The organism is Heterorhizobium halophytocola (assembly GCF_017873095.1).
GTDB classification, from domain to species: Bacteria; Pseudomonadota; Alphaproteobacteria; order Rhizobiales; family Rhizobiaceae; genus Allorhizobium; species Allorhizobium halophytocola.
Window position 1 is genome coordinate 233,049 of sequence record NZ_JAGGJU010000001.1, and the last position, 13,504, is coordinate 246,552.

Sequence of the window (13,504 nt, forward strand, 5' to 3'; positions counted from 1 at the left end):
CACACTTAAGCATGCGGAGACTGATCCATGCGCACACGCGCCGCTCTGGCCCTCGAAGCCGGAAAGCCCCTCGTCGTGACGGAAGTCGACCTTGAAGGTCCGAAAGCCGGCGAAGTCCTGATTGAAGTCAAGGCGACCGGCATCTGCCACACCGACGACTTCACGCTTTCGGGCGCCGATCCCGAAGGCCTGTTCCCGGCCATTCTCGGCCATGAAGGCGCCGGCGTCGTGGTCGATGTCGGCCCCGGCGTCACCTCGGTGAAGAAGGGGGACCACGTGATCCCGCTCTATACCCCGGAATGCCGTGAATGCCCCTCCTGCCTCTCCCGCAAGACCAATCTCTGCACCGCGATCCGCTCCACCCAGGGCCAGGGCATGATGCCCGACGGCACCTCGCGTTTCTCGGTCAATGGCGAGAAGATCCATCACTATATGGGCTGCTCGACCTTCTCGAATTTCACCGTGCTGCCGGAGATCGCAGTCGCCAAGGTCAACCCTGACGCCCCCTTCGACAAGATCTGCTATATCGGCTGCGGCGTCACCACCGGCATCGGCGCGGTGATCAACACCGCCAAGGTCGAAATCGGCGCCACCGCGATCGTCTTCGGTCTGGGCGGCATCGGCCTCAATGTCATCCAGGGCCTGAAGCTTGCCGGTGCCGACATGATCATCGGTGTCGATCTCAACGACGACAAGAAGGAATGGGGCGAGAAATTCGGCATGACCCATTTCGTCAATCCGCGCGATGCGGGCGACGACATCGTGCCGTTCCTCGTCAACATGACGAAACGCGGCGCAGACCAGATCGGCGGGGCCGATTACACCTTCGACTGCACCGGCAACACCAAGGTCATGCGCCAGGCGCTCGAAGCCTCGCATCGCGGCTGGGGCAAGTCCGTCGTCATCGGCGTTGCCGGCGCCGGCCAGGAAATCTCCACCCGTCCGTTCCAGCTGGTCACCGGCCGGTCCTGGATGGGCACCGCCTTCGGCGGCGCGCGCGGGCGCACCGACGTTCCGAAGATCGTCGACTGGTACATGGATGGCAAGATCCAGATCGACCCGATGATTACCCATCTGCTGAAGCTCGACGACATCAACAAGGGCTTCGAGATGATGCATTCGGGCGAAAGCATCCGCTCGGTCGTGGTCTACTGAGAGTGATGATGGAAGTCGTTTCGAAAAACCAGTGCTTCGGTGGCACCCAGTTCGTCTATCGTCATCGCGCATCCAGCTGCGGTGTCGACATGACGCTCGGGGTCTATCTGCCGCCCCAGGCGGCGGAGCGGAAGGTACCGCTCTTGTGGTATCTTTCGGGCCTGACCTGCACGCATGAAAACGCCATGGTCAAGGCCGGGCTCCAGGCCCATGCCGCCAAGCATGGGCTCGCTCTGGTCTTCCCCGACACCTCCCCGCGGGGCGAGGGGGTGGCCGATGACGATGCCTATGATCTGGGCCAGGGCGCGGGCTTCTATGTCAACGCGACGCAGAAGCCCTGGGCGCCGCATTACCGGATGTATGACTACATCGTCGAGGAGCTGCCGGCGCTGCTCGAGGCGGAGCTGCCGCTGAACGGTGTCAACGGCATCACCGGTCATTCGATGGGCGGGCACGGCGCACTCACGATCGCCTTTCGCAACCCGCAGAAGTTCCGCTCGGTCTCGGCTTTCGCGCCGATCGTCAATCCGACCCGGTCGGACTGGGGCCGCAAGCAGCTGTCGGCCTATCTCGGCAATGACGAGGCGCTCTGGGCCCGCCATGACGCCTGCCTGCTGCTGGCCGAACTGGGCTGGGAGCGCGACATCCTGATCGACCAGGGATCGTCGGACCAGTTTCTCGACCTGCTGAAGCCGGAGGCCATGGCCAGGCTGATGGCCGAGAAGCGCCAGCCCGGCGTGTTTCGCATGCAGCCCGGCTACGACCACAGCTACTTCTTCGTTGCCAGTTTCGGCGAAGACCACGTGGCCTGGCATGCCGAACGACTGAAGGCCGCCTGACGACAGCACGTCGGGGACGACAGGCGGTTTTGTGAAGAGAAGGCGGCCGATGACCGATGCATCGGCCGCCCCTGAGGGGGAGGACATACCAGGAGAGACTGAAGAACCCACCGGCCGCGTGCCTGATGTGAAAACGGCGCTGCCGGTCGACAATCATTCTTACACACGCCGATACCGGGATGGAGGAGCTTTGTTCGCAAGGTTTCCCGGCGGGGTTGCACCCAGATCGGCCTTACCGAATGGGAGGTTACAATGAAGCGTCTTATCTCGATTCTGGCTGCCTTTTGCCTTGGCAGCGGCCAGATCGCTCTGGCCAATGACGACCTTATGAAGGAGGCGGACAACGCCAACCAGTGGGTCATGCAGAGCGGCAATTACGCCAATACCCGCTATTCCACGCTCGACCAGATCAACCAGGATAACGTCAACAAGCTGCAGGTTGCCTGGAGCTTTTCCACCGGCGTGCTGCGCGGTCACGAGGGCGGACCATTGGTGATCGGCGACATGATGTATGTGCATGCGCCCTTCCCCAACACCGTCTTCGCGCTCGATCTCAACGACGATGGCCGCATCGTCTGGCGCTATGAGCCGAAGCAGGATCCGGACGTCATTCCGGTGATGTGCTGCGATACCGTCAACCGCGGCGTTGCCTATGGCGACGGCAAGATCATCCTGCATCAGGCCGACACGACCGTCGTGGCGCTCGACGCCAAGACCGGCAAGGTCGCCTGGACGGTGAAGAACGGCGACGCCTCCAAGGGCGAGACCGGCACCTCCGCACCGCTTGTCGTCAAGGACAAGGTGCTGATCGGCATCTCCGGCGGCGAATTCGGCGTGCGCGGCTCGCTGACCGCCTATAATCTTGCCGACGGCAAGATGGCCTGGCGGGCCTATTCCACCGGTCCCGACGACGAAATGCTGATGGACCCGGAAAAGACCATGGAGCTCGGCAAGCCTGTCGGCAAGGACTCCTCGCTGAAGAGCTGGGAAGGCGATCAGTGGAAGATCGGCGGCGGCACCACCTGGGGCTGGTACTCCTACGATCCGGAGCTGAACCTGATCTATTACGGCACCGGCAACCCCTCGACCTGGAACCCGTCCCAGCGGCCCGGCGACAACAAATGGTCGATGACCATCTTCGCCCGCGACGCGGACACGGGGATGGCGAAATGGGTCTACCAGATGACGCCCCATGACGAATGGGACTATGACGGCGTCAACGAAATGGTGCTGGCCGACATTCCGGTCGATGGCACGGATCGCAAGGTCCTGGTCCACCCCGACCGCAACGGCTTTGCCTATACGCTGGACCGCGAGACCGGTGAACTTCTGGTCGCCAAGAAATACGACCCGGCCGTCAATTGGGCGACCGAAGTCGTGATGGACAAGGAATCCGACCAGTATGGCCGCCCGCAGGTGGTTGCCCAGTACTCCACCGAGCAGAACGGCGAGGACGTCAACTCGACCAATGTCTGCCCGGCGGCACTCGGCACCAAGGATCAGCAGCCTTCGGCCTATTCGCCGGAGACCAAGCTGTTCTACATCCCGACAAACCATGTCTGCATGGACTACGAGCCCTATCGGGTAAGCTACACGGCGGGCCAGGCCTATGTCGGGGCGACGCTGTCGATGTATCCGGCACCGGAAAGCCATGGCGGCATGGGCAACTTCATTGCCTGGGATGCCGGCAAGGGTGAGATCGTCTGGTCGCTGCCGGAGAAGTTCTCCGTCTGGTCGGGCGCACTCGCAACGGCCGGCAACGTGGTCTTCTACGGCACGCTGGAAGGCTATCTGAAGGCCGTCGACGCCAAGACGGGCAAGGAACTCTACAGGTTCAAGACCCCGTCCGGCGTGATCGGCAACGTGATGACCTACAGCCATGGCGACAAGCAATATGTGGCCGTGCTTTCGGGCGTCGGCGGCTGGGCCGGTATCGGTCTGGCAGCCGGGTTGACCAACCCGAACGAAGGCCTTGGTGCGGTCGGCGGCTATGCAGCGCTCAGCGACTACACCGCCCTTGGCGGCACGCTGACGGTGTTCACTCTGCCCAACTCCTGATCGAGTGCCTGTTTCCGGTGCCGGACGAACTCCGGCACCGGTCCACCCTTCCCCCAAGGAATGCGTCATGAACAGTTTCGTGAAATATCTGCCCGTCGTGCTGCTTGCGTTTGGCGCCGCGACGGCCGCCCATGGCGACGATGCCAAGCCCGACAACATCACCGCCGCCGAAAACGAGAACGGAAAATATCTGACCGCCGACGGCATCCCGACCTTCCACATCGGCGAGGACGGCACCGTCGACTGGCCCACCTATTCCGGCTTCCGCCGCTATCACGCCGAATGCCATGTCTGTCACGGCCCGGATGGCGAGGGCTCCTCCTATGCGCCGGCGCTGAAGAATTCGGCCATCAATCTCGACTATTACGACTTCGTCAACGTGGTGACCAATGGCCGCAAGAAGGTCAACGCCGCGCAGAATTCGGTGATGCCCTCCTTCGGCGCCAATGCCAATGTGATGTGCTATCTCGACGACATCTACACCTATCTGAAGGCCCGCGGTTCGGGCGAACTGCCGCGCGGCCGGCCACCGAAGAAGGAGGCGAAATCCGATGCGATCAAACAGACGGAGAACGACTGCCTTGGCGGGTAAGGCAGGGTTTGTCGCGGCAGCGGCGCTGGCGATCGGACTGGCGGGCGGCGGCAGCGCCGCCCTTGCCCAGCAGACGACGGATCTGGTGTCGAAGACCGCCTTCCGGGTCTGTGCCGATCCGGCCAATGTGCCGATGTCGGCCAAGGACGGCTCGGGCTTTGAAAACAGGATCGCCGCACTGTTCGCCACCGAACTCGACCTGCCGCTCGAATATACCTGGTTCCCGATGGCGACCGGCTTCATCCGCAAGACGCTCGCGGCCAATGTCTGCGACGTGGTGATCGGCTATGCGCAGGGCGACGAGATGGTGCTCAACACCAATCACTACTACACCTCCGCCTATGTGCTGATCGTGCCGAAGGATAGCCCGTTGAAGGACGTGGCGACGATCAGCGATCCGGCGCTGAAGCAGGCCCGGGTGGGCGTCATCGCCGGAACGCCGCCCGGCACGCAAATGGCGCGCAACGGCCTGATGAAGAAGGCCAAGGGCTATCACCTGATGGTCGACCGCCGCTACGAGGATCCCCCCGGTGACATGCTGAAGGATCTGAAGGCGGGCGAGATCGACGCCGCCATTCTCTGGGGACCGATCGGCGGCCCGCTGGTCCGCCAAGGCTATGCCGACGATTTCAAGGTCACGCCGCTCAACGGCGAGCCGATGAAGCCGAAGCTCTTCTACCGCATCACCATGGGTGTCAGGCCGGGCGACAAGGTCTGGGAGCGCAAGCTCAATTCGCTGATCCGGCGCAACCAGGACAAGATCAACGCGATCCTGACCGATGCCGGGGTGCCGCTGTTGAACGACATGGGCACGGGACCGCTGGAGCCGGGCCAATGACGCGGCGGGGCGGGCATCGGCGTGCGGCGCGTCTTGCCGCATTGTTCGCCGTCGCCCTGCCGTTTGCCCTGACGGGACCCGTTATGGCGCAGTCGGAAGTGCCGGCAACCGGGGTCGAGGCGGAGGAGCCGGCACTTGCCAAGGAGGCGCGGGTGCCGGAGCCGGACGGATACCGGATGGACAGCTACAAGGCCCCGGTGCCGACGACGCTCGGTGGCGCCACGGTGGTCGATATCGAAGCGGCGCACGCCCTGTGGGAGGCGCGCACCGCCGCCTTCATCGACGTTCTGCCGCGCCCGCCGAAGCCGAAAAACCTGCCGGACGGCACCGTCTGGCACGAAAAGCCGCGCCTCTCCATTCCCGGCGCCATCTGGCTTCCCAACACCGGCTACGGCGATATCGCCGACGAGACGCTCACCTATTTTCGCGCCGGGCTGGAAAAGGCGACCGGCGGAGACCCGACCAGGCCGGTGCTGTTCTTCTGCCTTACCGACTGCTGGATGTCGTGGAATGCGGCCAAGCGGGCGCTGGAAAACGGCTATTCGCATGTTTACTGGATGCCCGACGGCAGCGACGGCTGGGCGGCGGCGGGATTTGAGACGGTGGCTGTGGAGCCGGAGCAGGAGAAAGTTGCTACTCCTTGAACACCCCGTGCTTCAGCAGGTAGTCGAGCCCGCGGGTCCAGCTTTCGTCGGTATTGCCGCGAATATCGACGGCAAGCGCGCGGACCGCCCTGCCCGTCTCCGCGTCGCGCATCACCAGGTTCATCGACAGGATCAGGTTCGAGACCTTCTGGATCTCGCCGACGAGAGCATAGTCGGCATCGAGTTCTCTGGCCATGTCGACGTCGCAGCCATTGCACTTGGCCGGATTGGTAATGGCGTTGAGCGTGGTCTGGACGGGGGCGAGCGGTACGAGGTCGAAGCCGCGGTCCGCCAGGGCTTTGCGAAGTCTCGCTTCCAGCAGTTGCCGCCGGCCCTCCTCATCCGCGCGCGCACCGTTATAGGCGCCTTCGGTCGAGGTATCGATAAAGTGGAATCCGAAAAAGGCGACTTTGGCGTCCCAGGCAAGTGGCGCGTTGAGGTCCGCCGCGGCCAGAACCGGAGCTGCGGGCATGGCGAGAAGCGCGAGCGCGCAGGCTGTCAGGAAGATGCGCATGCGAAACTCTAGCGCCCGCAAAACCTGAGTACCACTATCCATAAGTCTCGGTTCTACGCCGCGATAGGCGCTGCTAGTGTCCATGTCAGCGCGCTGCTGGAGGGATTGGGAGGTCATTCCACGCATGCCTAGTTTATTGTTTTTATTTGCCCTTTTTGTTTCGATGACCAGTGCACCCCTGGACGGCCTGGCGCTGACCGTCAAGCAGGCGGTGCTGCGCGTCGATGCGGTCGAAGGCCCGCCGATCTCGCGGCTTGACCTCAAGCCGGAAGACCTCGGCTTCGCCGGCGCCGAACTCGGCAATCAGGACAACCAGACCACCGGCAGCTTCACCGGCGTGGACTACCAGCTCGTCACGAGGGCCGTGTCCCCGGACAAGGCACTGGCGGCCTTCGATGCGTTGCGGGCCGACGGGATATCGCTGATCACGGTGATTTCCGACGCCCGCACGCTGGCGATGCTGGCCGACCAGGGCGGCGAGGATGTACTGTTTCTCAATGCCGGTGCCCGTGACGATTCCCTGCGCGATGCCGATTGCCGCGCCAATGTACTTTCCGTGTCACCGAGCCGGGCGATGCTGACCGACGCGGTCATCCAGTTTCTGGTCTGGAAGAAGTGGACGAAGATCCTGCTGGTGACCGGCTCGCATCCCGAGGACAAGCTTCTGGCCGACGCCTACCGCAAGTCGGTTATGAAATTCGGTGCCAGCATTGTCGAAGAGCGCGAATTCAAGGACACCGGCGGCGCGCGGCGCACCGACACGGGCCAGGTGCTCGTCCAGCGGCAGATCCCGGTCTTCATGCAGGATGCGGAAGAGCACGACGTGACCGTCGCCGCCGACGAGGCGGACGTCTTTGCCGCCTACCTGCCCTATCATTCCTGGGACCCGCGTCCCGTCGCCGGCTCGGCCGGCCTGCGGCCCGTCTCCTGGCATCCGGCGCACGAGGCATGGGGTGCGACCCAGTTCCAGAACCGGTTCGAAAAGCTCGCCGGGCGGCCGATGCGCGAGGAAGACTATCAGGCTTGGCTTGCCATGCGGGTGATCGGCGAGGCCGTGACCCGCACCGGCAAGGCGGATGCCGCAAGCCTTCGCACCTATCTGCTCTCGCCCAAATTCGACCTCGCCGCCTTCAAGGGCCAGAAGCTGACATTCAGGCCATGGGACGGACAGCTGCGCCAGCCGGTCCTGCTCGCCGATGGCCGCATCACCGTCTCCGTCTCGCCGCAGGAGGGCTTCCTGCATCAGGTCTCGCCGCTCGACACGCTCGGCATCGATCAACCGGAAAGCCAGTGCCATGCCTTTGGAAACTAGAATGCTGAAGGCGGGATCGCTGTCCCTGTCGCTGGTCCTGGCGACGGCTTTGCCGGCCCTCGCCAACAAGGTCTTCGTCTCCAACGAGCGCGGCAACAGCGTGACCGTGATCGACAGCGACACCTGGGAGAAGATCGCCGAATTCCCGGCCGGCAACCGCCCGCGCGGCATCACCATCAGCCCCGACGGCAGGGAGCTCTATGTCTGCGCCTCCGACGACGACACCGTGCGCGTCTTCGATACCGGGACCTACGAAGAGTTGCACACCCTGCCCTCCGGTCCCGATCCCGAACTCTTCGCGCTTAACCCGACCGGCAATCCGCTCTATGTGGCCAACGAGGACGACAATCTGGTGACCGTGGTCGATGTTCACACCCGGCAGGTGCTCGCCGAGATACCGGTGGGCGTCGAGCCCGAGGGCGTGGCGATCAGTCCGGACCAGAAGACGCTGATCAACACGTCGGAAACGACCAACATGGCGCATTTCATCGACACCGCCACCTACAAGATCACCCACAACGTCCTGGTCGACCAGCGGCCGCGCTATGCCGAGTTCACCAGTGACGGAACCAAGCTCTATGTCAGCTCCGAGATCGGCGGCACCGTGTCGGTGATCGACCTGACGAAGCCGGAGCCGGAGATCGAGAAGAAGATCTCGTTTGCAGTGTCCGGCGTGCTGCCGGAATGGCTGCAGCCGGTCGGCATCAAGGCGACGAAGGACGGCAGCCGCATCTTCGTGGCGCTCGGCCCCGCCAACCGGGTCGCGGTGATCGATGCTGCGACCGACGAGGTGCTCGACTACCTGCTCGTCGGCCAGAGGGTCTGGCAGATGGCCTTTACCCCCGACCAGAAGTTTCTCGTCACCACCAACGGCAATTCCAACGATGTCAGCGTGATCGACGTCAAGGCGGAGAAGGTGATCAAGTCGGTGCCTGTCGGCGAGCAGCCCTGGGGGGTGGTGATCGCACCCGACTGAAGAAAACAAGACATTTGAGGGAGGATTTCATGCAGAAGATCATTTTCGCATCCGTGTTTCTGGCGACGGCCTGGCTCGCGGCTTCGGCCCATGCCAAGCCGCTCTGCGACGATTTCGGCTTTGCCGGGCTGCTGGCCAAATGCAATCGCGGCGAGCCGATCCAGCTGACGCTCGCCTCCGGCAAGCCGCTCTCGCAAGGCGATGTGAAGCTGCAGTCCGGCGCCTATTACGAGATGATGGTGACCTCCGACGGCTCCGACGAACTGGGGATCAACGGAGCTGGCTTCTTTCGCGCGATCTGGATGAACGAGATCGTCATCAACGACATCGAAGTCCGGCCGATGGCCGTCGATTCCATCGAGTTCGATGATGCCGGCGAAGCGAAACTGTCCTTCATCGCCATCAAGCCGGGCAGTTACACGGTGCAGATACCGGGCTCCACCGGCGATGCGCAGAAGGTGACGATCACCATCGAATGACGGGACCGGTCTTGCCGCCGGAGAGGAGCCGGCGTGCGAGACGGCAGATGCGCCGGAAGCGTTCGCTGCGCCTGGTTGATGCAGATTATCTCGTACCGGATCAAAGGCTTGCAGCGTTCGGTTGCCATTGCGAGTCCGGCAGGTGGAGCGACGATACAAACAGATGGGGGAGGAAACGATGAAATATCCGGTCAGCCTGATTGCGGCACTTGTCGGTGGCCTCCTGGCCCTCGCCGTTCCCCTGGCATCGGCGGCGGACCTGCCGACGGTGCGCGCCGCGATGCTTGCTTCCGGCACCGTCAACTGGGAGGTCACCACGATCAAGACGCAGGGCTTCGACAGGAGCCATGGCTTCGATCTCGAGGTCACGGCCTATGCCGACAATGCCGCGACCCGCATCGCCTTCGAGGGCGGTGCGGCCGACACCATGGTCGCCGACTGGATCTGGGTCGCCTACCAGCGGGCCGCGGGCAAGGACTATGTCTTCTTCCCCTATTCCCGCGCGGTCGGCAGCCTGGTGGTCAAGGACGACAGTCCGGTGATGTCCCTGCCGGACCTGAAAGGCAAGACGATCGGCATTGCCGGCGGGCCGCTCGACAAGAGCTGGCTGATCCTGCGCGCCTATGCCCAGCAGGCCTATCAGATGGATCTCGCCGCCGAGACCGAGCAGGTGTTCGGCGCACCGCCGCTGATCTTCAAGTCGGCGCTTTCGGGGGAGACGGCCGGCGCCATCAATTTCTGGCACTTTCTCGCCAAGATGAAGGCCAAGGGCATGCATGACCTGGTGACGGTCGGCGACGCGGCAAAGGCGCTCGGTCTCGACCCTGATACCCCGCTGCTCGGCTATGTGCTGAAGGGGGAGTGGGTCAAGGCGCATCCGGATCTGGCCAGGGGCCTCCAGGCCGCCTCCCGTGATGCCAAGGCGCTGCTGAGAACCGACGACAGCGCCTGGGAGGGCCTGCGCGAGCAGATGAATGCGGCCGATGACCTCGAATTCGCCGCCCTTCGCGACGGCTACCGCGAGGGCATTCCGGCCGACAAGCCTGTCGACGAGGCCTCCGCCGATCGCTTCCTGCGCCTGATGGCGAAACTCGGTGGCGCCGATCTCGTCGGCAAGGCGACCACATTGCCGAAGGGAGTGTTCCTCGATCTTGAATGATGCAATCGGCAGTTCCGCGGTCGTCCGCGTCCTGTCGCTCACCCTCATCCTACTGACCTGGATCGTTGCGGCGGCGCTGAGCGGCGATCCGTCCGTGCTGCCGCAGCCCTGGACGCTGGCCGAACCGCTGCGCCAGGCGCTGACTTCCGGCGACCTTGCCCATCACCTCACCGTCACCCTTAGCCGCGTCATTGCCGCCTTCATGCCGGCCATGGCGATCGGCGGCGTCCTCGGCTATCTGATGGGTCGCAATCCGACCGTCGATCGCTGGCTCGATCCCTGGCTGGTGGTGTTTCTGAACCTGCCGGCACTGGTGCTGATCGTGCTCTGCTATCTCTGGATCGGGCTCAACGAGACCGCGGCGATTACCGCCGTGGTGCTGAACAAGATCCCCAATGTCGCAACGCTGGTGCGCGAGGGTGCCAGGGCCTTGTCGCCCGATCTCGATGCCATGGCGAAAGTCTATCGCATGCCGCTCCGGCGGCGGCTTGCCGACGTCATCCTGCCGCAGCTGGCGCCCTATATCGCCGGCGCCGCCCGTTCCGGCATCGCGGTGATCTGGAAGATCGTGCTGGTCGTCGAATTCCTCGGTCGCTCCAGCGGCATCGGCTTCAAGATCCACTTCTATTTCCAGCTTTTCGACGTCGCCAATGTGCTGGTCTATGCCATCGCCTTCATCGTCGTGATGCTGATCGTCGAGCTTGCCTTCCTGCAGCCGGTCGAGCGCCATGTCCGCGCCTGGAGGACGGCATGATCCGCATCGACATTGTAAAAAAGGCCTATGGGAACAAGGTGGTGCTGCGCGATGTGCATCTGCAGCTCGACGCCGGGGAAACGGTCGCCATTCTCGGACCGTCGGGCGCGGGCAAGTCGACCCTGCTGCGCATCGCAGCCGGGATAGACGAGCGGTTCGAGGGCCGCATCGTCCGTCCCAAGCGCCTGGCCATGGTGTTCCAGGAGCCGGTGCTGCTGCCCTGGCGCAGCGTGCTGAAGAACCTGACCCTTGTCCATTCCGACCTGCGCCGCGACGAGGCGATTGCCATGCTGGCCCGCACCGGCATCGCCGACAAGGCAGACCTCTTTCCCGGCCAGCTCTCCCTCGGCCAGCAGCGGCGGCTGGCCCTGGCGCGCGCCTTTGCCGGACGGCCGGAACTGCTGATCATGGACGAACCCTATGTCTCGCTCGACCCGGAAACCGCAGACGACATGATCTCTCTCACCGAAAAGCTCATTCGCGACAGCCGCCCGGCGGTGCTTCTCGTCACCCATGCGCGCCGCGAGGCCGAACGACTGGCCGGGCGCAGTTTCGTGCTGAAGGACACGACGCTGCTGCCGGATCACCGACCGGTCGATCCGGAATTGAAAAGGCGCATGCGATGAACGGTCTCGACGTACGCGCCATCGGCTACAGCTACGGATCGAAACGGGCGCTCGACGGCATCAGCCTTGCGGTCGAACCCGGGCGCTTCTGCGCGCTGCTCGGCCCCAATGGCGCGGGCAAATCGACATTGTTTTCCTTGCTGACGCGGCTGATCGTCACCCGCGAGGGGCAGATCACGGTCGCCGGCCACGATCTTGCACGCCATCCGAGGGCAGCCCTTGCCCGGATCGGCGTGGTGTTCCAGCAACCGACCCTCGATCTCGACATGACGGTGCGGCAGAACCTGCGCTATTTCTCCGGTCTGCACGGACTGTCCGGCCGGCGCGCGGCAGCGGCGATCGACGCGGCCCTTGCCCGGCTCGGCATGGCCGAACGCGGCGATGAGCAGGTGCGGGCCCTGAACGGCGGACATCGCCGCCGCATGGAGATCGCCCGTGCCCTTGTGCACGCGCCGCAGGTCCTGCTGCTGGACGAGCCGACCGTCGGGCTCGACGCCGCCGCGCGGGCCGCGATCACCGACCATGTGCACGCCCTGGCCGAGGCCGGCATGGCGGTGCTCTGGGCAACCCATCTGGTCGACGAGATCAGCCCGACCGACCAGGTCGTGGTGCTACACAAGGGACACGTCCTGTTCGATGGCAATGCGGCCACGCTGGCAGGCGACAAGGGGCTCGGCCCTACCTTCCTTTCGATGACCGCCGACACATCCGCGGTGCCGGCATGAGGCTCTGGCTGACGGCCCTGCTTGCGGTGATTGCCCGGGAAAACCTGCGCTTCGTCAAGCAGCGCGGACGCTTCCTCGCAGCCCTCGTGCGCCCGCTCGTCTGGCTGCTGGTGTTTGCCGCCGGCTTTCGCGCCGCACTCGGCATCTCGATCATCCCGCCCTACCAGACCTATATCACCTACGAGGTCTATATCGTGCCCGGCCTGATCGGCATGATCCAGCTGTTCAACGGCATGCAGTCGTCGCTGTCGCTCGTCTATGACCAGGAAATGGGATCGATGCGGCTGCTTCTGACCTCACCGCTGCCGCGCTGGTGGCTCCTGTTTTCCAAGCTGCTCGCCGGGGTGATCGTGTCGATCGTGCAGGTCGCCGTCTTCCTTGGCATTGCCTGGATCTACGGCATCCGCATGGCGCCGCTCGGCTATCTGGCGGTGCTGCCGGCCCTCGTGCTGAGCGGCATGATGCTGGGCGCGCTGGGACTGCTGATCTCCTCGACCGTCAGGCAGCTGGAAAACTTCGCCGGGGTGATGAACTTCGTCATCTTCCCGATGTTCTTCCTCTCCTCGGCGCTCTATCCGCTGTGGAAGATGAAGGAGAGCTCCCTGCTGCTCTTCAGGATCTGCGCCTTCAATCCGTTTACCCATGCGGTCGAACTGATCCGCTTTGCGCTCTATGGCAAGCTCGATACGGTGGCGCTCGGCGTGGTCGCCCTCTGCTTCGTGCTGTTCATGGCAGCCGCCCTCTGGGGCTACGATCCGGCCCGTGCACTGTCGCGTCAGCGCAGATGATTGTCAAAGCCCCTTTCAAGACAGGGGCGCTACACCAAAACCGCC

At 63.9% G+C, this 13,504-nt stretch carries 15 protein-coding genes; 14 read left to right on the plus strand and 1 reads right to left on the minus strand.

Annotation, left to right across the window (positions count from 1 at the left end; genetic code table 11):
* The first annotated feature begins 27 nt into the window (after positions 1 to 27).
* From J2Z17_RS01110 to J2Z17_RS01135, 6 genes are all read left to right on the plus strand, one after another.
* Positions 28 to 1,155: an S-(hydroxymethyl)glutathione dehydrogenase/class III alcohol dehydrogenase gene (locus J2Z17_RS01110; protein WP_209941418.1), complete on the plus strand. Its 1,128-nt coding sequence runs from the start codon at positions 28 to 30 to the stop codon at positions 1,153 to 1,155.
* Between the two features lie 8 nt (positions 1,156 to 1,163).
* Complete coding sequence (fghA, locus tag J2Z17_RS01115; protein ID WP_209942189.1) at positions 1,164 to 1,994, plus strand: S-formylglutathione hydrolase; 831 nt, start codon at positions 1,164 to 1,166, stop codon at positions 1,992 to 1,994.
* Between the two features lie 252 nt (positions 1,995 to 2,246).
* Positions 2,247 to 4,052: a lanthanide-dependent methanol dehydrogenase XoxF5 gene (gene xoxF5 / locus J2Z17_RS01120; RefSeq protein WP_209941419.1), complete on the plus strand. Its 1,806-nt coding sequence runs from the start codon at positions 2,247 to 2,249 to the stop codon at positions 4,050 to 4,052.
* A 67-nt stretch (positions 4,053 to 4,119) separates the two neighbouring features.
* Positions 4,120 to 4,644: a c-type cytochrome, methanol metabolism-related gene (locus J2Z17_RS01125; protein ID WP_245223794.1), complete on the plus strand. Its 525-nt coding sequence runs from the start codon at positions 4,120 to 4,122 to the stop codon at positions 4,642 to 4,644.
* The gene (locus J2Z17_RS01130) at positions 4,604 to 5,482 is read left to right on the plus strand and encodes a substrate-binding domain-containing protein (protein WP_209941420.1); all 879 of its coding nucleotides are present in this window, start codon (positions 4,604 to 4,606) and stop codon (positions 5,480 to 5,482) included. Before J2Z17_RS01125 ends, J2Z17_RS01130 begins: the two co-directional genes overlap by 41 nt.
* A gap of 83 nt (positions 5,483 to 5,565) precedes the next feature.
* The gene (locus J2Z17_RS01135) at positions 5,566 to 6,126 is read left to right on the plus strand and encodes a PQQ-dependent catabolism-associated CXXCW motif protein (RefSeq protein ID WP_209942191.1); all 561 of its coding nucleotides are present in this window, start codon (positions 5,566 to 5,568) and stop codon (positions 6,124 to 6,126) included.
* Here the strand turns inward: J2Z17_RS01135 and J2Z17_RS01140 are convergent.
* Positions 6,116 to 6,640, minus strand: a complete 525-nt coding sequence (locus J2Z17_RS01140; protein WP_209941421.1) for a DUF3280 domain-containing protein — start codon at positions 6,638 to 6,640, stop codon at positions 6,116 to 6,118. The genes J2Z17_RS01135 and J2Z17_RS01140 overlap by 11 nt on opposite strands.
* 124 nt (positions 6,641 to 6,764) lie before the next feature.
* Between J2Z17_RS01140 and J2Z17_RS01145 the strand changes: the two genes are divergently transcribed.
* The 8 genes from J2Z17_RS01145 (at position 6,765) to J2Z17_RS01180 (ending at position 13,459) form a co-directional block, all read left to right on the plus strand.
* Positions 6,765 to 7,952, plus strand: coding sequence for an ABC transporter substrate-binding protein (locus tag J2Z17_RS01145; protein WP_209941422.1), 1,188 nt, complete (start codon positions 6,765 to 6,767; stop codon positions 7,950 to 7,952).
* A gap of 1 nt (position 7,953) precedes the next feature.
* Positions 7,954 to 8,928: a YVTN family beta-propeller repeat protein gene (locus J2Z17_RS01150; RefSeq protein ID WP_209941423.1), complete on the plus strand. Its 975-nt coding sequence runs from the start codon at positions 7,954 to 7,956 to the stop codon at positions 8,926 to 8,928.
* A 29-nt stretch (positions 8,929 to 8,957) separates the two neighbouring features.
* A complete protein-coding gene (locus J2Z17_RS01155) occupies positions 8,958 to 9,407 on the plus strand; it encodes a cupredoxin domain-containing protein (RefSeq protein ID WP_209941424.1) in 450 nt (149 codons plus the stop codon).
* A gap of 178 nt (positions 9,408 to 9,585) precedes the next feature.
* Positions 9,586 to 10,566: an ABC transporter substrate-binding protein gene (locus J2Z17_RS01160; protein WP_209941425.1), complete on the plus strand. Its 981-nt coding sequence runs from the start codon at positions 9,586 to 9,588 to the stop codon at positions 10,564 to 10,566.
* Positions 10,559 to 11,320 (plus strand): ABC transporter permease, encoded by a 762-nt coding sequence (locus J2Z17_RS01165; RefSeq protein ID WP_245223797.1) that lies wholly within the window; start codon positions 10,559 to 10,561, stop codon positions 11,318 to 11,320. The genes J2Z17_RS01160 and J2Z17_RS01165 overlap by 8 nt, the downstream gene beginning before the upstream one ends.
* Positions 11,317 to 11,946: an ABC transporter ATP-binding protein gene (locus tag J2Z17_RS01170; protein WP_209941427.1), complete on the plus strand. Its 630-nt coding sequence runs from the start codon at positions 11,317 to 11,319 to the stop codon at positions 11,944 to 11,946. Before J2Z17_RS01165 ends, J2Z17_RS01170 begins: the two co-directional genes overlap by 4 nt.
* A complete protein-coding gene (locus J2Z17_RS01175; RefSeq protein ID WP_209941429.1) occupies positions 11,943 to 12,671 on the plus strand; it encodes an ABC transporter ATP-binding protein in 729 nt (242 codons plus the stop codon). Before J2Z17_RS01170 ends, J2Z17_RS01175 begins: the two co-directional genes overlap by 4 nt.
* Positions 12,668 to 13,459, plus strand: coding sequence for an ABC transporter permease (locus J2Z17_RS01180; RefSeq protein WP_209941431.1), 792 nt, complete (start codon positions 12,668 to 12,670; stop codon positions 13,457 to 13,459). The genes J2Z17_RS01175 and J2Z17_RS01180 overlap by 4 nt, the downstream gene beginning before the upstream one ends.
* The last annotated feature ends 45 nt before the right edge of the window (positions 13,460 to 13,504 follow it).

Coding starts and splice junctions, on each gene's coding strand:
- J2Z17_RS01145 (WP_209941422.1), top strand. CDS start 6,765: ATGCCTAGTTTATTGTTTTTATTTGCCCTTTTTGTTTCGATGACCAGT.
- J2Z17_RS01125 (WP_245223794.1), top strand. CDS start 4,120: ATGAACAGTTTCGTGAAATATCTGCCCGTCGTGCTGCTTGCGTTTGGC.
- xoxF5 (WP_209941419.1), top strand. CDS start 2,247: ATGAAGCGTCTTATCTCGATTCTGGCTGCCTTTTGCCTTGGCAGCGGC.
- J2Z17_RS01135 (WP_209942191.1), top strand. CDS start 5,566: ATGGCGCAGTCGGAAGTGCCGGCAACCGGGGTCGAGGCGGAGGAGCCG.
- J2Z17_RS01180 (WP_209941431.1), top strand. CDS start 12,668: ATGAGGCTCTGGCTGACGGCCCTGCTTGCGGTGATTGCCCGGGAAAAC.
- fghA (WP_209942189.1), top strand. CDS start 1,164: ATGGAAGTCGTTTCGAAAAACCAGTGCTTCGGTGGCACCCAGTTCGTC.
- J2Z17_RS01150 (WP_209941423.1), top strand. CDS start 7,954: ATGCTGAAGGCGGGATCGCTGTCCCTGTCGCTGGTCCTGGCGACGGCT.
- J2Z17_RS01170 (WP_209941427.1), top strand. CDS start 11,317: ATGATCCGCATCGACATTGTAAAAAAGGCCTATGGGAACAAGGTGGTG.
- J2Z17_RS01110 (WP_209941418.1), top strand. CDS start 28: ATGCGCACACGCGCCGCTCTGGCCCTCGAAGCCGGAAAGCCCCTCGTC.
- J2Z17_RS01160 (WP_209941425.1), top strand. CDS start 9,586: ATGAAATATCCGGTCAGCCTGATTGCGGCACTTGTCGGTGGCCTCCTG.
- J2Z17_RS01130 (WP_209941420.1), top strand. CDS start 4,604: ATGCGATCAAACAGACGGAGAACGACTGCCTTGGCGGGTAAGGCAGGG.
- J2Z17_RS01175 (WP_209941429.1), top strand. CDS start 11,943: ATGAACGGTCTCGACGTACGCGCCATCGGCTACAGCTACGGATCGAAA.
- J2Z17_RS01140 (WP_209941421.1), bottom strand. CDS start 6,640: ATGCGCATCTTCCTGACAGCCTGCGCGCTCGCGCTTCTCGCCATGCCC.
- J2Z17_RS01155 (WP_209941424.1), top strand. CDS start 8,958: ATGCAGAAGATCATTTTCGCATCCGTGTTTCTGGCGACGGCCTGGCTC.